Below are 17,554 nucleotides of genomic sequence, written 5' to 3' on the forward strand. Positions count from 1 at the left end.
CGCCGTCACCCGTGCCCCGTTCAAGAGAGTGCCCATGAAACGCCTGTTGCTGTCCGCCCTGGCCACCGTGTCCCTGCTGTCGCCGCTCGCCTGTGACCTGGAGAAGACGACCCACCAGCTCAAGGCGGACCACGTCATCGTGGGCACCCTGCTCTCGACGCCGCAGGTGGACGTGTCCGCGTCCGCCATGGCGGGCTACGACGCGGGGACCTTCGGGCCGGACGGAGGGGACGTGGTGAGCTTCCCCGGGCAGACGGCGGCGTTCGTGTTCTTCGGGACGAAGTCGGGGGAGAACTCGCAGCCTCAGGGCCTGAGCGGGGCCACCGTGACGCTGAACGCCGGGAGCGCGGCGGGCGTGCCGCTCAACGGCCAGGGCGGCGGCAGCTACGGCGTGACGAGCGACTCCACGGACGACCTGAAGTACGCGTCCGGCGCCACCTATTCGTTCTTCGCGGAGCAGGGCGGGACGAAGTACGAGGCGCGGGTGGAGGACGCGCCCACGAAGGAGGCCATCCCGGCGTTCCACCCGGCGGAGGGCTTCGTGCGCATCAACGCCAACACGGCGTTCGCGTTCGACCGGCCGGCGCCTCCGCCGAACCAGGACCGGACGCTGGGCTTCGTGACGGTGGTGCCGCTGGGTTCAAACGGAGAGAAGGGCCAGTCCACCTATTCGAACGTGCCCACGTCGCCGGTGGAGTTCCTCCAGCTGGCGGCGACCCCGGCGCTGTTCCGCGAGGCGCGCGTGACCATTCCCGCCACCGCGTTCCCAACCCCGAAGCAGACCTACCTGGTCGTCTTCCAGGCCGTGCGCATGGGCGGCCCGGAGTCCGACAACCTCTTCCTGGGCAGCGTCGTCCTGGCGGGCACCGCGGAAGTGGGCATCGTGCGGACGAACTGAGCGCGTCTAGCCGGCCTCGATGTCCAGGCCGATGCGCTCCTCCAGCTTGAGGCGCAGCAGGTGGCCCGCGAAGCGCTCCGACTCTTCGCGGGTGAGGATGCTGCGGAAGTCCGGACCGTCCGCGATCTCCACCTCCATCACCGCGCCGCGCTGGAGGAGGCGGAAGAAGTCCCCCCCTCCTCCGGGCCTGGGCACGCGCAGGGGGATGAAGCCCTTGAGCGGCACGACGTCCGTGCTGGCATCGATGACGCGCAGCAGGCCCGGCGCATCCGGGCGCACGGCGTCGGAGACGACGGACTCCTCCGCGTAGAGCGGCGCGGGCGGAAGCGACAGGTCCTCGGTGGAGTCGTCGAAGAGGAAGCCGTAGCGGGATGGCACCCGCTGCGTGAGCAGATAGCTGAGCAGGACGGCCTCATCCGGCTGCACGCGCGCGACGTGGAGGATGGAGCGCTCCGCGCCCACTCGGCGCAGGAGCAGCGTGAGGTGCGGCTGGCTGCGCTGGAGGTAGCGCTGGACACGGTCCAGCAGCGTGGTGCGGACCTCCGTGAACGCGGCCTGGTAGCGGGCTTCGCTCTCCGCTTCGCGCTGGGAGACGGCGTCGCGCGCCTTGGTGAGTTTGGCTTCCGCGTCGCGGAGGAAGTCACTGGCGGAGCCCTGGGGCTGGAGGCCCGGAGTCGTCGAACCCGAGTCCATGCCCGCGGCACGCACCGCGCCCAGCAGGAATGAACCTTGTTGCGTGAGCCGGGCCTGCTCCTCGCGGAACTGGATGACGGAGGCCGCGTGCTCGCGCTTCAGCTCCGCCCAGGCGTCGTAGGTGGACTCCAGCGTTTCCAGCGCACGCAACTGACCCAGCGCACCATCGGGTCCGGAGGCCCACGGCGTGTCTGTGTTTCGCGCGGGGAGCGCCGAGGACTCGTCCACGGCGGGCATGTCCACGGGCGTGTCATGTCTCGGTGGCGGTGTCGCCCCGGGCGGTTTCGTACCGGATGTCCGTCGATTCTTCGCCGCGCTCACCGGGTCTGCTCCTGATGCGAAGGCTCGCCCATCGCCTCGCATCCTAGGCCATTCGCCCTCCCCCTCCGCCGGAAACACGAAGGCCCCTCCCCGCCATGAGCGGGAAGAGGCCCGTGTGCGACTCCAAGGCACGCCCTGGAATCAGGTCGTCCGCTGACCCGGCGGCACCGTGGAGCCGGCGCCCTGCTGGGTCTCCGAGCCACGCGCGGTGTTGATGGCCGTGGCCAGCTTGTCCTGGCCGCCCTGGATGCGCTGGCGCAGGTCACCGCGCAGCTGCTGGCCCGGCTTGTCCGCGAGCAGCAGGCCCACGCCCACGCCCACGAGCACGCCCGCCGCGAAGATGCCCAGCGCCGGCAGCGCCGTCTCCGCCGTCGAGCGGCGCGTCTCCAGGCCGATGAGGTCCAGCACGTCGTCCCGGTCCAGCTTCTTCAAGTCCTTCAGGCTCAGCATGTCCGACTCCAGGGAAATGACTTCGGGGGAAAGACGCGGGTTGCTTCGGAAAACCTAGACGCTGCCCGACGGCGGCGGGCCACGGCCCGTCTGGTAGCCCTGGAAGGCGGACTCCGCCATGCCCATCAGCTCATCCTTCACGAAGGGCAGCGCGGCCAGCCGCACGCCCAGCTTGAGGATGCGCCCGGTCAGCGGCGTGAAGAGGCCACCGCCCAGCACGTAGCCCACGCCCACGGCGATGGCCAACGTGCCATAGGGGTTGCGCTCCACGCGCCCCTTCAGGTCCAGGGTCTGCCCCAGGTCCGCCACCGCGCTGCGCGCGTTGTCGATGAACTGCTGCGCGTCCGAGCCCAGCTGATCCACGCGCTGGCCGAAGCCCGCGTCGTCGCCGTGTCCCGCCGTGCCGTTGCCCGTCGTGCCCGAGTAGTTCGTCATGTCCGTGCTCGCTTTCAGGCAACCGGTTAGCGGGACGCGATGCGGCCCACGATGAAGCCCACCGCGATGGCGCCCAGGAGGCACGTGCCCGGGTTGGCCTTGATGAACCCGACGACCTGGTGGTTCAGGTCCACCAGGTTCTGCCGCGCCTCGTCCATGTCCGGCAGCTGATCCTGAATCTGCCGCGCCCGGTCTGCCATCTGCTGCGGATTGATTTCCATGGAAGCCCTCTGCTGTGCGTTCGTTTTCCGATTGAGTCTTGAAGCTTCTGCATCCGGGCCCGCCCGCGCCGTTCAGCGCCGCGAGCCCACCAGGTAACCAACGAGGAAGGCGGTCCCCACGCAGGCGTAGGGATGCTTGCGCACCCACTGACGCCAGTCCGTGACCTCCGCCACCTCCACCCGGAGCGCGCTCACCGACGTGGCCAGGTCGGCCCGGGTGCGCTCGATCTCCTCGCGAAGCGCCGCGCTCGTACGCGGCAGGTGTCCATTGCTAGCGCCCATCCCGCGGCTCCTTGAAGGCCATTCCCGTTGCGTCCTTCAGCGTGTTCACCCCGGGCGCCGCGGACACCCGCGGCTGCGCATTGGTGAGCGCCGCCATGCTGCGCGACAGCTCGCTCACGCTGTCATCCATCATCTGGCGTGACTTCATCCGCTTCACCGCGCGCAGGATGCCCAGGCCGCCGCCCACCAGGTTCACCGCGCCCACCAGGGCCAGCGCCCCCGCCCACCCCGTCCACGGAGCGAGCACGGCCGCCAGCGCCCCGCAGACGAAGGCGTACCCCACGAGCAGGAAGGGCACGAACACGGCGATGCTCGCCACGTCCAGGCCCATGGCCTTCGCGTCCTCCGCCAGCTCCACGCGCGCCAACTGGAGGTGCTGCGTCACCAACCGACTGAAGCCGTCCGCCATGCGCCCGACGAGCGCGGCGACGCCGCGGTCCGTCTGTTCACTGCCCACGTGCATGCGCTCTCCGGCCGACGCTCACGTCCCTGTGCGCGTGGGCGCCAACCTAGGCACCCCACCTCCCCGCGACAACCACGGCGCGAGGAATTTGTCCGGCGTTCGCCAGCGTCGGCCACTCAACGCGAGAAACCACCGGACCCGCGTGGGAGCCTACCCCAAGCCCATACTCCTAGCCGATCAGCTGCACCGGCGGTGCGACGGGCGGCTGCACGGCGATGGGCGCCTCGAAGCGCATCACCAGCGGCAGGTGGTCCGACGCCACGCGGCTCAGCGGCGAGCGGTGCGGCGTCACCGACACGGGCCGCACCCCCGAGTCCACGTAGATGCGATCCAACCGGAACAGGGGCAGCCGCGTGGGGTACGTGCGCGCGGCGGCGCCCAGCTCGAACGCGGCGTCGTGGATGGCCTCGCGCACGAGCGACGACACCGGCCCGTTGCCCCAGGAGTTGAAGTCCCCGCACACCACCATGGGGTCCTTGCGGGCCGCGTCGCGGAGCAGGTCGGCGGACAGCAGGAGTGCTTGCTGCCGCCGCCGCTCGCTCACGGACAGGCCCAGGTGCAGGCAGAAGACGTGCAGTTGCTGCCCTCCTCCCAGGTCCAGATCACATCTCAACGCTCCCCGGGGCTCGCGGCGCGGCACGCTCAAGTCGTAGTTCTTCGACTTGAGCACCGGCAGCCGGCTGAGGATGGCGTTGCCGTACCTGCGGCCGTTGCGGACCACGTTGGGCCCGAAGGCCATGTGCATCCCGAGCATCGCGGCCAGGTGCTCGGGCTGGTCCTCCCGGGACGTCTTGCCCCGGAAGTCCCCCACCTCCTGCAGGGCGATGATGTCCGCGTTCACCTCGCGGAGCACCAGGCCCACGCGCTCCAGGTCGAAAGCTCCGTCCACGCCGATGCCGGAGTGGATGTTGTAGGAGACCAGGGTCAGCTCCACGCGTCGTTCACCCTCCCCTTCTTGCTCAGGCCGGAATGATGCGGCGGGCCGCCAGGCGCACCGCTTCCAGGGGCAGCAACGCCAGCCGCTGCATGGCCGACGCCACGTCACCCACGCCGGACTTGATGGCCTTGAGCTGTCGGCGCGCCTCGTCGATGAGGTCCGGCAGCCGGCCCTGCTGCGGCGGCCGCTCCTGCGTGGGCGGCAGGGCGCCAATGGGCGCCGTCGTCCCGATGATGGGCGACGCGGCCGCCTTGCGCTGCTTCTTCTTCGAGGCCCCGCTCACGCGCGACACCGGCCCGTGGGAGAACTTGGCGTCCGCCTCCGGACGGGCCAGCTCCTCCAGCTGAAGCTCCATCTTGCGCGCGGCGAGGATCTCCTCCGTCTGCGCGTGGCTCTTGCCGTAGTGGATGCCCTCGTGTTCGTCCACCGACACTCGCGACGACTGGGCCAGGTGCTCCTTGTCGCGCTGACGAAGGCCACGCTTCTGCGGCGGGAGCGTCTTGGGAACCTGGAAGTGGTCGAAGCTGTAGGAGCGAGGCATGCGCGCCCTCCCTTTCGAAATTGATGTGCTGCGTTGATGTCGGAAAGCTAGGGAGCCCCTCGCCGTCCGTAACGCCTTGACACGGGGAGAACTGGCACGGCTGCCTGCCGCACGTCCGGCCAGGAACACCCTTTCGCCTCCGAGGGCACCCAAGTACCGGCAATGGCACATCTCTGGCGCCTGCCTCCGGGACGTGCGGCCAGGCGTCCAGCGGGAGTCAGCCAGGCGAGCCCTTCCGGGCAGAGAAGCAGCCAGCCAACACGCCCGACGCCGGTCCGGGAAGGTTCCGCGCGTGCGTGGTGTAAAGAACGGCCCATGCCCGCCCGGACCCCTTCCGCCGCCCGCTTCTTCGTCCTCTCCCTGCTCGCCTCCGGGTCTCCGGCGTTCGCCGCGGCCACGCCCACCGCCCCCAACGCAGTGGTGACGGGCAGCGTGCCGGGCTCCGCGGCCACGCCCACCGCGTCGGGCCTCCGCGCCCCGGGCGCGCCCACGGCGGGCGCCGTGCTCCAGGGAGAGCTGGCACCGCTGAAGGTGGCGCCCCTGGACGGGCCGCGCCTGTCGCTCCAACCCTCCAACCCCAAGCCGGGCGACCCGGTGCTGGTGATGGTGAACGGCGCGTCCTCGCTGCCCACGGGCTCAATCGCGGGCCGGCCCCTGCGCTTCTTCGCGTGGAACAACGGCTACGCGGCCCTCTCCAGCCTGCCGGTGGAGCAGACGGAGGGCACCGTGGCGGTGGACGTCACGGCCCCCGGGCGCGGCCTGCCGGTGCTGCTGTCCGGCGTGCTCAAGGTGGGCGCGCCGGGCTTCCGCGAACGCGAGCTGCGCGTGGCCAACAAGTACGTGAAGCCGCCCAAGGCGGTGAAGGCGCGCATGGAGGCGGACCGCAAGGCGTTCGCCGCGGCGTTCGCGCAGCCCTTCCACACGCCGCTGTTCGGCCGGAACTTCGCCTGGCCGCGCGAGGCCACGGTGACGGCGCCCTTCGGCGACCGCCGCTCGTTCAACGGCAAGCTGCAGACGCAGCACTTCGGCGTGGACCTGGACGGCGCCACGGGCTCGCCGGTGGTCGCCGCCAACGACGGCACGGTGGTGATGACGCGCGAGAACTACGCGTCTGGAAACACCGTGCTCGTGCACCACGGCGCGGGGCTCTACACCGCGTACTTCCACCTGTCGCGCATCGACGTGAAGGACGGCGCGCAGGTGAAGCAGGGCGACCCGCTGGGCCTGGTGGGCAGCACCGGCCGCGTCACCGGTCCGCACCTCCACTGGGGCGTGAAGGCGGATGACCGCTGGGTGGATGGCCAGACGCTGCTCAAGCTGGACTTCACCGGCGCCCCGGAAGCGCCGGGTGTGGCCACCAACGCGCCCGGCCTGAGCAACCCGTAGCGCGCCGCGCGGCCTCTTCTCAGCCGCGCTTGGGCGTCCGGGATTTGGGCGCGGCCTTCTCCCGCTTCGGCGGGGCCGCGTCCTGGGGCTCCTCACCCGGAGGAAGCTCGTGCTTCGCGGGCTCGTGCTTCGCGGGCTCCGCCTTGGAGGACGCGCCGCTCAGCAGCACGCCGTGGAGGAACGAGTCGGCGATCTGCGCCTTCGCGCGCTCGAGCATCGCCGTGTCGCGCGCGTCCGCCAGCCCCACGACGAAGGCCGTGAGTCCCATTTCAATGGAGCCGAAGAGCAGCGCGGACGCGAGCAGCGGATCCACGTCCGGGCGCAGCTCCCCTGATTCCTTCGCGCGGGTGAACATCTGCGCGCTCAGGCGGATGACGTCCACGAAGGCCGTCTGCCGGTTGATGCGGGCTCCGGCCGGTGAACGGGCAATCTCAAGGATGAGCACCTTCACCGCGCGGGGGTCCACGCGGTAGGCATCGAAGGCCACGTCCGCGATGCGGCGGACCTTCTCCACCAGCGGCCCCTCGCTCTCCGCGACGGTGCGCGCGCGCGAAATGAAGCCGCTCCAGCCCGTCTCGAAGACGGTCTCCAGCAGCTCATCCTTGTTCTTGAAGTAGTGGTAGACGAGCCCGTACGCGACGCCCGCCTCCTTGGCGACGTCCGCGATACGGCAGCCGTGGTAGCCCTTGCGAGCGAACACGTCGATGGCGGCCCGCAGGATGGTGCGGCGACGCTCGCTCTCCCGCGTCCCGTTCTCCGGCGCCGTCTTCTGCTGGCCCACGCGTCCTCCCATGACTGGTTGATTCAAGAATCAGCCAGCCACGCTATGGACGCGGGGCCCCGGGGTCAATCCTTACGTGGGGCCCTCCGCCTCGCCGGGGGGGAGGCGGGCGGAAGGGAAACGCACGGGGAAGAGCCCTCCCCGGGAGGGGATTCAGGCCACCGAGCCGTTGAACATCACGCGGGCCACGCCGAGCAGGCGGTCCACGTCGCGCGCGTTCAGGCCGCGTGCACGGGCGAAATCCGAAAGGGGACGCAGCAGGTCCTCCGTCTGGGCAGGCGTCTGCTCGGTGCCCGTGAAGAGCTCACCGAGGCTGACGCTCAGGGCGTTGGAGAGCGCCGCAAGCGTCTCCACGTGGGGCACGCGCTCGCCGCGTTCGATCATCGACAGGAAGGACACACTGATCTGCGCTCGCTCCGCGAGCTCTTCCTGCGTCCATCGCTCCGGGCGCTGCGTGCGAAGCTCGCGAATGCGCTGGCCAATTCTTTTTCCGAGATCCGACACGAAGTACTTCTCCTCTAGGGGGGATGTTTCCGAGGTGTGTGCAACGCTCGCGTACGGCGGGTGATTCCTATCCACCCGACCCGAAGGATCCAAATCCGGCCACACTCAGATTCACACCGGCGAATTCCGGCGTCTGGTTGCGTCGAAGGATCACCACCCCCTCGATACGCCAGCAGTCACAGGCGGGTCCATACGACACGCCAAAGGTCTGCTGCGCAAGGGGCTGACTTTCCTGGGTAATCAGATCCTTATAAAGCGGCTGCACAAGTGCTTCGTATCGCAACCCGAGCCCGAATCCGAGCTTGATTCGCGTACCAACAGTGAGGGCCTGTGCCCGTTCGGTCGGAGAGGGGTCGACTTGATCGTTGTGGGACGGGAGGGGACGAGGTGCGTCTCCCACCAGCATATCCACGCCCCGACGCACGAAATCGGGTCCTTGTGCCAAAGGATCCAACCCACGGTCAATTGACAATTGTTTCACGGCCAGCAGGTCGTCGTATCGCGCGTACAGGGCGTTGCCCTTGCCGTTGTCGATGGTGAAGTCGGCGGACAGCTGGGTGATGTCGAGCGTCGTCGGGTCCATGCGCACGAGCCCGCCCGCGGTGAGCACGCCGGCGCTGGCGGACAGGCGCGCGAAGGTGTCGCGCACCACGCTTCCCTGCACGGTGTCCCGGCCCGCGACGGGCGCGATGCGCGACAGGTCGAACCCCTGCCCGATGCGCAGGCGCAGCGGCTCCCGGGTGGTGGGCCCCTTGCGCACGCGCAACGACTGGTCCACGGCGACCACGGCGTGGAGGAAGCCGCGCACGCTGCCGTTGGACTGGAGCGGCACCGCGGAGTCCCACTCGTCGTAGATGAGCGGCACGGTGCCGGTGCCGCTGCCGTTGAGGGCGGTGAGCCCGTGGCCCCAGCCGCCGGGCACGTAGCGCAGGTTCACCGACGGGGACATCGTGTGGCGGTAGAGCGTGTCCCGGTCCACGAAGGTGCGCGCCAGCTGCGAGTCCAGCATCAGGTCCGCCAGCGCGTAGCCGCGCGCGGCGGTGCGGCCGGAGACCTCGCCCACGGACACGTCCTGGCGCAGCGCCACGGAAGGCGTCAGCCGGCCCCAGTTGCCCAGCCCGTAGGAGGTGGACAGGCGCGGGGCCAACGACACGCGGTCACGGCCTTCGCGCTCGGTGGGGTCCAGGCGGCCGTTGCCCTCCAGTTCGTCCTTGGGCAGGGTGAAGGTGTTGATGTCCAGCGGCGTGCCCTCGGGGCGCCAGGTGCCGGCGAGCGAGAAGAGCCCGTCGGAGCCATCGTCCGCGAAACCGCCGCTGCGCAGGGGCGCCAGCCGGCTGTACTCCACCTGCATTCCGCCCATCACCCGTCCGCCGAAGAGGGGCCGCTGGGGCAGGGCCAGGGTGATGCCCGGCAGGCGCTGGAACGTCGTGGGGCCGTGGGGGTTGAAGGCGTCGCCACTCAGCGAAGCCACCGCGGGGACGGGGTTCGGCTGGAAGAAGCGGTAGGCGTAGCGCAGGTCCTGGCGCAGCGACACGTCCAGCCCCAGGTAGCGTTCGTCGCGGCGCTGGTACACGACGGCGGTGCTGCGCAGGTAGTTGGTGTTCTGCACCAGCAGGTCGGCGGTGAGGTCGCGCGTGTAGAAGCCGTCCGACACGAAGTACGCGTCCACGCGGTCGTGCCAGCCGTCGCCCAGGTCCTGCGTGTGCTGCCAGGACGCCTCGCCGCGCAGGCCCCGCTTCTCGTCGATGATCTGCGATGTGTAGAAGGGCTCCTTCGAGTTGGTCCGGTCCACGACGCGCAGGAAGTCGGAGGTGGTGGGATCCAGCCGGGGCCGCAGGTCGTAGAGGAAGCCCAGCGTGGCCCGGCCTCGCGTGCGGTCGCTGGGGACGTAGCGGAACTCGGTCAGCAGCCGGGGGCCCTTCACGCCAGTGGGGCGGAGCTCGCGAATGGGCGTCGAGTTGCCGTCCTCGTCCACCTCGACGAACCGGGGGTTCGAGATGTCCCCGCCGCCCGTGTAGATGCCCGGCGTGAACGTCAGGTCGTAGCTCTCCCCCAGCGTGACGAAGACGGGGACGTCCAGCCCGAAGCCGTTGAGGCCTGAGTTGGACGGACGGGGGATGAGCAGGCCGGAGCGGCGTTCGGCCAGGGGCAGGTACAGCCACGGCAGCGCGAACACCGGCACCGAGCGCACGTAAACCACGGGCCAGGTGAGGATGGCGCGCTCGCCCATCTTCACGTTGGCCTCCTTCGCCTCCACCCGCCAGCCCGGCTCGCCCGGGCCGCACTGGCACGGGGTGAAGGCCAGGCCGTCCACGGAGAAGGCCGTCTCCCCGGTGCGGCGGATGCGCGTGCCGCTCATCAGGACGGGCGTCTCCCCCAGCTTGCGCAATTCGTCCGGCGTCTTGGCGGCCTGGAGCGCTTCGGGGGTGACGCCCTTCTTCTGCATGAAGAGGCCGCCCTTCACGTTGGCCTCGTTGGAGCGCAGGTCCACGCGCACGTCGTCCGCGATGGCGGCCATCAGGCCGCTGACGAACATCACGTTGCCGGTGGCGGTGGCCACCTGCGTGGCCTCGCTGTACGTCACTTCATCCGCGCGCAGCACGTTGGGGCCGCTGCGCAGCTCGCAGTGGCCCCGGGCGGTGAGGACGTCGTTCTCGAAGACGACGTAGTCGGCCGCGAGCTCCACCACCTCGCCGGTGGGCAGCTCCACCTGCGTGGCCAGCGGAATCTGGGCCGACACCCAGAGCGTCAGGACGACCGGGGCAAGGAAGGTCATGCGGGAGGCGTGGGCGGTGGGCGCCGTGCCGGCAACGGCGCCCGCCCCGTCCTACCGGCCCGGGCGCGGGAAGTCGAGGGTGATGAGGCCGCCTTCCTGGCGTGTCTCATAGCGAACCCCCTGCTTCAGCTGGATGACGACGCGCACCGTCTGGCCCGCGCCGGAGAACGCCTCCACCCGCGACACGGCCGACGGGAAGAAGTGCGTGTCCAGGGGCAGCGTGTTGTTGGACTCCACCACGCGCGTGTTCTCCAGCTCCAGGACCACCTGGTTGCCGGAAGTGCTCACCGTGTAGCGCACCGGCTCGTTGGTGCGCACGAAGACGCGCGAGCTGTCCGGCTGTTGCTGGAAGCCAATCTGCGTCATCGTCTTGCGGCGCGACGACACCGCGCCCCCACCGCTCTCGCGCGACTCGGCCGCGGCGCTGCCCTGGCTGGGCCGGGCACGCGACTCACGGGCCGCCACGGCCTGCTCGCGGCGCTCACGGGCCTCCGCCGCACGCTGGCGCTTCTGGTCGGCGGCGGCCTCGCGGGCCGACTGCTGCTCCTCGCGACGGGCCTGCGCGGCGGCCTGGCGCTCCTCTTCCTTCAGGCGCTTCGCCTCGGCGGCGGTCTGCGCGGCGGCGCGCTTCTGCTCCGCGGCCGTCTTCGCGGCGGACTGGCGCTCCTCGGCGGCGGCCTGCGCTGCGGCGCGCTTCTCTTCGGCGGCGGTCTTCGCGGCGGTCTTCGCGTCCTCTTCCTGCTGGCGCTTCTGGTCGGCGGAGGCCTGCGCGGTGGCGCGGCGTTCATCCTCTGCGCGCTTCGCGGCGGCCTGCGCCTCTGCCTCCTGGCGCTTGCGCTCCGTGGCGGCGGCCTGCTCCGACGCGCGGCGCTCCTCGTCCTGGCGCTTCGCGGCGGCCTGGGCCTCCTCCTGGCGCTTCTTCTCCGCGTCCGCATCCGCCTTGGCGCGGGCGGTGGCCTCGGCGGCGGCCTTCTCCTGGGCCTCGCGCTCCGCCCGGGCGGCGTCGGCGGCGGCCTTCACGGCCTTCTCCTGCGCCTCCCGGTCCGACGCGGCGGCGCGGGCCGCGTCCTGCGCGTTGGAGCCGGCCTGGGTGTTGGCCGCGGTGGCTCCCTGCGCGGAGGTGCCCTGCCCTTCCGAGGGGGTTACCTGCGCGACGACCGCGCCGCCCCCGCTGCCCAGGACCTTCACCACCAGCTTGTTGCCGGAGGTCTGGATGTCCGTCTCCACCTCGCGCTCATAGCCGATGAGGATGCGCGCGATGGACGAGGACTCCGTGCCATAGGCCTGCGTGCGGATGCCCGTCACGGTGCCATTGCCGACCGGCAGCTCCTCGGGCACGTCCTTGAAGACGGCGCCGGACACGTCGATGACGAGCCGCGGAGGGTCCGTCATGGTGAAGCTGTTGAAGTCCGGCTTCTTGCTGCCGGAGATCTCCACCGTCCCGCCGCTGACGTTGACGGACGTGATGGTGTTGTAGTCCGCCGGCTGCTGCGCCAGCGCCACCAACGGCACGAGCCACAATCCCAGCAGTGACACCGCCAAGCCCCTCATCGACCCCTCCCGTGACATGCGTCAGAAGACAGACGCGCGCGAAATTATCACGCACCCGGGAGGCACCAACTTTTCAGTCTGGCCGGAACGTCCGCGCTTCAACGCAAGCGCGGCAGGGCCGGCGAGCGCGTGCGGTGCGTGCGGGTGTACTCGATGAGGTTCTTGATGTCGTAGCAGATCTGCCGGATGTCGTGCCCCATGGTGAGCTCGACGTGGCTGTTGCCCTTCACCGGCCGCCACAGCAGGTACTCGCTCTTCGCGGCGCGGTAGACGCTGCGCGTGGACTCCACGGAAGCCAGCGGATCCAGGTCCCCGAAGATGATGGCCATGGGGATTTCAATCTTCCCGAAGCCGCGCTTGAAGTCGTAGTCCGTGCGGTAGCAGACCATCTCGCCCCGGCGGATCCATCGGGCGAACTGTTCAATCACCTTGCGGGGCTCGCGCTCGCCGCCCTCGCGCAGCAGCCACCGGATGTCGTCCCGGCTGACGCGCTCCGTGTTGATGAGCCGGTTCAGCTTGCGCGTGAAGCGCTGATACAGCGCGGACTCGTCCGCTTGCGACAGCTGGCGCTCCGCCCACTTGAGCACCACGTCCACCGGCACCGCGTTGAACACGAGCGGCTTGGGCGCATCCGGCTCCAGGCGCTTCTGGAGCGCGGGGCTGAAGGCGCCCGCCCCCTTCGCCAGCAGCGAGCGGCCCAGCGAGGCCGCGCGGCGGTTCAGGTTCAGCCCGCCCAGCGTCATGTCCACCGCACCCGCGAGCAGCGGCGAGCCGTGCGCCAGCATGCGCAGCAGCATGAAGCCGCGCCCCAGGTCCGCGGGCGACCCGATGGTGATGAGCCCCTCGAAGTCGTCATGGATGCCGGCGTAGCCGTAGCCCAGCATGCCGCCCATGGAGTGGCCGCAGTAGAAGACGCGCTCGCGGCGGGTGATGCGTTTGACGCCGGACACGGCCGCCGGCAGGTCGTAGAGGAAGTAGCTGTCCAGGTCCCAGCCGTAGTCCAGGTCCTGCGGCAGCGGGCGCTTGAAGCGCTCGGCGCGCTCCTTCTGGAAGGCGATGGAGCTCTTGCCGTGCCCGCGCAGCTCCAGGATGTGGATGTCCACGCCGAAGAAGAGCAGGTTCTTGACGAACTGGCCGCTCGTCCACGTGTGCCGGTTCTGGGAGAAGCCGTGCACCAGCAGCAGCGGCTCACCGAACAGCGGCTGCGCGAACGCCTGTTTCACCGGCCGGTAGCGCGTGATGACGAGTGACCAGCCGTCCGCCGTCTCCACCACGTAGTTGGTCTTGGAGTACAACGCCCGGAAATCGACCTCGTCGACGGTGGGCATCGGAGGTCCCGGAAGCGCTGATCTCCAGTCCGGCAGGCGCATGTCTCAAATTTACTGCTGCTGCCGCATCGCGCCAAGGCTTCGGTCGACCAATCGCTTTACGGCGCCTACCAGGAACAATGAGCCCGTCGCTAGAACGAGTCCGTCCGGGCGACCCACTGCATCAGCCCTCGCTCCGGCAAGGGCCTCCTCCAGGGAGGAGTGCGCGGCGACCCGTGAACACAAAATCCGTGCTTCAGGGATGTATCGCTCCGGGGCAAGCGAGCGCGGCGTCTCCAGCGGCGTGAGGTGCACGGAGGCCGCCAGCGGAAACAGGGCTCGCATCATCGGCCCCCGGTCCTTGTCCGCCACCACCCCGAAGACGAGGTGCAGCGGCCGCCCGGCATAGAGCGAGTCCAGGGCCTCCAGCAGCACCGCCACGCCCGCCGGGTTGTGGGCGCCGTCCACCACCACCGTCGGGTCGTGGGACACCTCCTCCAGCCGCCCCGGCCAGCGCGCCGTGGCCAGACCCGCGCGCGCGGCCTCCAGCGTCACCGCCACGCCCCGGGCATGGAGGGCCTCCAGACAGGCCAGGGCCACCGCCGCGTTCTGGTGCTGATACGGACCGCGCAGCGAAATCGTGAGGCCATCGAGCGACCAGGTGGGTCCCCTGTAGAAAAGCGTCCCATCGGACCCGAGGTCGATACCGAAGTCGCGGCCCTCCACCTGGACGGGCACGGCGAGTTGCTCCGCGCGGCGCAGGAGGGAGTCCAGGGCCTCCGGCTCCTGCCGGGACAGGACCACCGGCACGCCGAACTTGAAGATGCCGGCCTTCTCCCAGGCGATTTCGCCGAGCGTGTGGCCCAGGTACTCCATGTGGTCGAAGGACACGGGGGTGACGCACGTCACCACGGGGTTCGCGGCGGTGGTGGCGTCCAGCCGGCCGCCCAGGCCCGTCTCCAGCACGGCCACGTCCACGCGCTCGCGGGAGAAGTGCCAGAGCGCGACCACGGTACCGAACTCGAAGTACGTCATCGGATCCGACAACGCGGAGGGATAGCGCTCCAGGACCTCCAGGATGCGCTGCCCGAAGACCGCGTCCGGGATGTCTTCACCGGAGACGCGGATCCGTTCGTTGACGCGCACCAGGTGCGGAGACGTGTAGAGCCCCACGCGGTGGCCGGCGGCCTCCAGGGCGCGCGCCACGAAGGCGCAGGTGCTGCCCTTGCCGTTGGTGCCGGCGACGTGCAGCGCCGGGTAGTCCCGCTCCGGGTGATCCAACGCGGCGAGCGCGTCCCTCACCCGCTCCAGCCCCAGCTTGATGCCGGAGGGGTTGAGCGCCTGGAAGAAGCGCAAAGCCTCTTCGGGGGTGCGGGGCGCGTCCATGGGTGGAAGCCCGCCGCCCTACCCCAGCATGCCGAGGATCTGCCCCAGCTTCCCGCGCAGGTCCTTGCGGTGGACGATGGCGTCGATCATCCCGTGGTCCAGCAGGAACTCCGAGCGCTGGAAGCCCTCCGGCAGCTTCTGGCGGATGGTCTGCTCGATGACGCGCGGGCCGGCGAAGCCGATGAGGGCCTTGGGCTCCGCGAGGATGATGTCGCCCAGCCAGGAGAAGGACGCGGCCACGCCGCCCGTGGTGGGGTTGAGCATCACGGAGACGTACGGCTTGCCGCTGGTGCGGAAGCGGGCAATGGCCGCGGACGTCTTCGCCATCTGCATCAGGGAGAAGATGCCCTCCTGCATGCGCGCGCCGCCAGAGGCGGAGAACACCACCGCGGGGCACTTGAGCTCGAAGGCGCGCTCGAACACGCGCGTGACCTTCTCACCCACCACGGAGCCCATGGAGCCGCCCATGAACTCGAAGACGAAGGAGCCGATGGAGACGGGGTGTCCCTCGATGCGGCCCACGCCGGAGATGAACGCATCGTTCTCCTCCAGGTTCTTGCGCGTGGACTTGAGCCGGTCCTTGTACTTCTTGGAGTCGGTGAAGCCGAGCGGGTCCAGGGGCTCCAGCTCCTTGTCGAACTCCTCGAAGGAGTCCGGATCCAATGTGGCCGCCAGCCGCGCGCGAGCCGTCCAGGCGTGGTGGTGCTCGCAGTGCATGCACACCATCCAGTTCTTCTCGAGCTCCTGGCGGTAGATGATCTCGTCGCACTGCTCGCACTTGGCCCAGAGGCCCTGCATGCGGGAGGGCTGGGGCTCGGCGGCTTTCTCTGACTCAGCGGCGACGGCGATGCGGGGCTTCTTGGAGAACCAGGCCATGAGGCCCGGGGGTTAATCCGCCCGTCGCGGGCCGTCAATACCCGCGTACGCCGCGCCGCGGCACGTCCCTAGAACTGGAACGTCTCACCCAGCTCCAGGACGTTCACGGGCAGCGGGGCCAGTTCCTTCTTGAGCTGGGTCACGAAGGCGGGCTTCAGGTGGTAGAGCATCACCTGGGCGCCGTTGCGGTCGAACTTGCGCAGCTCCGAGCCCACGGTGGCGGGCGTCAGGTGGCCGGAGATGTCCGCCAGGGCCTGGAGGCTGTTGGGGAAGCTGGCCTCCAGGAGCAGCGCCTTTAGATTTTTCGTGGCGTTGAGCGCCTTCCACAGCTTGTCCGTGGGGCCGGTGTCGCCGCTCATGGCCAGCGACGTCTTGCCGTCGCTGATGATGAAGGCGCACGACTCCACGGGGTGGCTCACCGGCACGCTCTTCACGGTGTACGGGCCCACCTGGAAGGTGCTGCCGGCGCGGAAGGTCTTGATGGCCAGGACGGGCTTGTTGCGCGTGGGGATGCGCGTGAAGTCCGGCCACAGCGAGTTGTTGAACATGTTCTCGCGCAGCGCTTTCGCGCACTCGCGGGAGGCATGGATGGTGACGGGCTTGTCCCTGCGGCCGATGACCAGGTCGGCGAGCAGCGGCAGGTCCTTCACGTGGTCGAAGTGGCTGTGGCCGACGAGGATGTCGTCCACCTTGCAGAGCTGATCCAACGAGAGCGTGCCGGTGAGTGCGCCCGCGTCGAGCGCGAGCACGTCGTCCACGAGGAAGCAGGTGCTCCTGCACGTGGGAAGCTCGCCGCCGTGGCACCCGAGGACTTGCAGCTTCACGCTAGAGGTCTCCGAACTTCCACTTCATCTCGAGGTAGTTGAGGAAGTCATGCAGCCGGGCCGTGTCGTACACGGTGATCCTGTCACCGCTGCGCTCGATGAGGCCCGCGCGCTCCAGGCGATCCAGCATGCTGCGCACGGCGGGCTCGCCCACGCCAATCTGCCGGGGCATCTCCCGGACGGCGAAGTCCACCTCCACGCCCTCCTCCAGCGGCCGGCCGCGCGTCTGGCAGGCCTGGAGGATTTGATGGACCACTCGGCTGGCGGGGTCGCCATGGAGCAGGTTCTCAATCTGGGCGTCCGCCTCGGAGAGGCGCTCGGCCAGCTTCTTGATCATCCGCACGGCGATCTCCGCGTTGCCGCGGATCATCGCCTCGAAGGTCTTGGGATCGATGACGAGCAGCTTCGCGTCGTCATGCACCACGGCGGAGGCGTTCCGGGGCTTGTTGGAGATGATGGCCATCTCCCCGAAGAATTCGCCTGGCCCCAGGACCGCGAGCACCTTCTCCACGTCGCGTACGCGCTTGGAGATGGCGATCTTCCCGGACTGGATGACGAACATCTCCTTGCCGATCTCTCCCTCGCGGAAGAGCTCGGTGCCCTTGGGGAACTCCTTGCCAAAACGTTGAAAGAGGGTTTCCTCGGCGCCCATCTGGCCCGCGAGTCAATCAGCCCCCACCCCACCGGTCAAATATCCCAGACCGATATCGTGCGGGCGCCCGAGGGCAGTGAGCCGCCGCAAACCCGACACGTCCCTTCCGAGGCCCGAGACAGGGGCCCCCGGGAGGGGTACAAGGCCGGCCCGTGGGAACGACCTACAAGCAGTCCGGAGTAGACATCGAGGCCGGCGACGCGTTCGTCGAGAAGATCAAGCCCCATGCCGCGCGCACCACGCGCCCTGAAGTCCTGGGCGGGGTGGGTG

At 69.6% G+C, this 17,554-nt stretch carries 19 protein-coding genes and 1 pseudogene; 3 read left to right on the top strand and 17 right to left on the bottom strand.

Translation table 11 applies throughout. The features are described from left to right. The first annotated feature begins 34 nt into the window (after positions 1-34). Positions 35-898, top strand: a complete 864-nt coding sequence (locus tag D7X99_RS30500) for a hypothetical protein (protein ID WP_121780845.1) — start codon at positions 35-37, stop codon at positions 896-898. 6 nt (positions 899-904) lie between these two features. Here the strand turns inward: D7X99_RS30500 and D7X99_RS30505 are convergent, their stop codons facing one another. From D7X99_RS30505 to D7X99_RS30540, 8 genes are all read right to left on the bottom strand, one after another. Continuing rightward, entirely contained in the window at positions 905-1,828 is a 924-nt protein-coding gene (locus tag D7X99_RS30505; RefSeq protein ID WP_171805422.1) for a hypothetical protein, read from the bottom strand. A gap of 225 nt (positions 1,829-2,053) precedes the next feature. Continuing rightward, complete coding sequence (locus tag D7X99_RS30510) at positions 2,054-2,362, bottom strand: YtxH domain-containing protein (RefSeq protein WP_121753325.1); 309 nt, start codon at positions 2,360-2,362, stop codon at positions 2,054-2,056. A 54-nt stretch (positions 2,363-2,416) separates the two neighbouring features. Beyond that, positions 2,417-2,797, bottom strand: coding sequence for a hypothetical protein (locus D7X99_RS30515; protein WP_121753326.1), 381 nt, complete (start codon positions 2,795-2,797; stop codon positions 2,417-2,419). Positions 2,798-2,823: 26 nt separating this feature from the next. Beyond that, complete coding sequence (locus D7X99_RS30520; RefSeq protein ID WP_121780846.1) at positions 2,824-3,018, bottom strand: hypothetical protein; 195 nt, start codon at positions 3,016-3,018, stop codon at positions 2,824-2,826. A gap of 72 nt (positions 3,019-3,090) precedes the next feature. After that, a complete protein-coding gene (locus D7X99_RS30525; RefSeq protein WP_121780847.1) occupies positions 3,091-3,300 on the bottom strand; it encodes a DUF3618 domain-containing protein in 210 nt (69 codons plus the stop codon). After that, positions 3,290-3,763 (bottom strand): phage holin family protein, encoded by a 474-nt coding sequence (locus tag D7X99_RS30530; protein WP_121780848.1) that lies wholly within the window; start codon positions 3,761-3,763, stop codon positions 3,290-3,292. The genes D7X99_RS30525 and D7X99_RS30530 overlap by 11 nt, the downstream gene beginning before the upstream one ends. Positions 3,764-3,932: 169 nt before the next feature. Beyond that, the gene (locus D7X99_RS30535) at positions 3,933-4,697 is read right to left on the bottom strand and encodes an endonuclease/exonuclease/phosphatase family protein (protein ID WP_121780849.1); all 765 of its coding nucleotides are present in this window, start codon (positions 4,695-4,697) and stop codon (positions 3,933-3,935) included. A gap of 25 nt (positions 4,698-4,722) precedes the next feature. Next, a complete protein-coding gene (locus tag D7X99_RS30540; protein ID WP_121780850.1) occupies positions 4,723-5,241 on the bottom strand; it encodes a hypothetical protein in 519 nt (172 codons plus the stop codon). Positions 5,242-5,556: 315 nt separating this feature from the next. On the opposite strand from D7X99_RS30540, the gene D7X99_RS30545 reads away from it, so the two are divergent. Beyond that, positions 5,557-6,627 carry a M23 family metallopeptidase gene (locus D7X99_RS30545; protein WP_121780851.1) on the top strand — a complete coding sequence of 357 codons (1,071 nt, stop codon included), beginning with the start codon at positions 5,557-5,559 and terminating at the stop codon, positions 6,625-6,627. A 19-nt stretch (positions 6,628-6,646) separates the two neighbouring features. Here the strand turns inward: D7X99_RS30545 and D7X99_RS30550 are convergent, their stop codons facing one another. The 9 genes from D7X99_RS30550 to D7X99_RS30590 all read right to left on the bottom strand — a co-directional run bounded on the left by D7X99_RS30550 (position 6,647) and on the right by D7X99_RS30590 (position 17,284). Beyond that, positions 6,647-7,408 (bottom strand): TetR/AcrR family transcriptional regulator, encoded by a 762-nt coding sequence (locus D7X99_RS30550; protein WP_121780860.1) that lies wholly within the window; start codon positions 7,406-7,408, stop codon positions 6,647-6,649. Positions 7,409-7,561: 153 nt separating this feature from the next. Beyond that, positions 7,562-7,912, bottom strand: a complete 351-nt coding sequence (locus D7X99_RS30555; protein ID WP_121780852.1) for a helix-turn-helix domain-containing protein — start codon at positions 7,910-7,912, stop codon at positions 7,562-7,564. A 67-nt stretch (positions 7,913-7,979) separates the two neighbouring features. After that, on the bottom strand, positions 7,980-10,688 hold the full coding sequence (locus tag D7X99_RS30560) for an LPS-assembly protein LptD (RefSeq protein WP_121780853.1): 2,709 nt from the start codon (positions 10,686-10,688) through the stop codon (positions 7,980-7,982). 51 nt (positions 10,689-10,739) lie between these two features. Then, positions 10,740-12,239, bottom strand: a complete 1,500-nt coding sequence (locus tag D7X99_RS30565; protein ID WP_171805474.1) for an AMIN domain-containing protein — start codon at positions 12,237-12,239, stop codon at positions 10,740-10,742. Between the two features lie 98 nt (positions 12,240-12,337). After that, positions 12,338-13,609 (bottom strand): alpha/beta fold hydrolase, encoded by a 1,272-nt coding sequence (locus D7X99_RS30570; protein WP_121780855.1) that lies wholly within the window; start codon positions 13,607-13,609, stop codon positions 12,338-12,340. A gap of 9 nt (positions 13,610-13,618) precedes the next feature. Then, entirely contained in the window at positions 13,619-14,932 is a 1,314-nt protein-coding gene (locus D7X99_RS30575) for a folylpolyglutamate synthase/dihydrofolate synthase family protein (protein ID WP_171805473.1), read from the bottom strand. Positions 14,933-14,950: 18 nt separating this feature from the next. Continuing rightward, positions 14,951-15,808, bottom strand: coding sequence for an acetyl-CoA carboxylase, carboxyltransferase subunit beta (gene accD, locus D7X99_RS30580; protein ID WP_121780856.1), 858 nt, complete (start codon positions 15,806-15,808; stop codon positions 14,951-14,953). Positions 15,809-15,876: 68 nt separating this feature from the next. Beyond that, positions 15,877-16,632, bottom strand: a complete 756-nt coding sequence (locus tag D7X99_RS30585; RefSeq protein WP_121753330.1) for an MBL fold metallo-hydrolase — start codon at positions 16,630-16,632, stop codon at positions 15,877-15,879. A gap of 1 nt (position 16,633) precedes the next feature. Beyond that, complete coding sequence (locus D7X99_RS30590) at positions 16,634-17,284, bottom strand: Crp/Fnr family transcriptional regulator (RefSeq protein WP_120594646.1); 651 nt, start codon at positions 17,282-17,284, stop codon at positions 16,634-16,636. Between the two features lie 152 nt (positions 17,285-17,436). Between D7X99_RS30590 and D7X99_RS30595 the strand changes: the two are divergent. Next, positions 17,437-17,554: pseudogene (locus D7X99_RS30595) on the top strand (phosphoribosylformylglycinamidine cyclo-ligase); the annotation flags it as partial.

The sequence above is a fragment of the Corallococcus sp. AB032C genome, assembly GCF_003668935.1.
Taxonomy (GTDB): domain Bacteria; phylum Myxococcota; class Myxococcia; order Myxococcales; family Myxococcaceae; genus Corallococcus; species Corallococcus exiguus.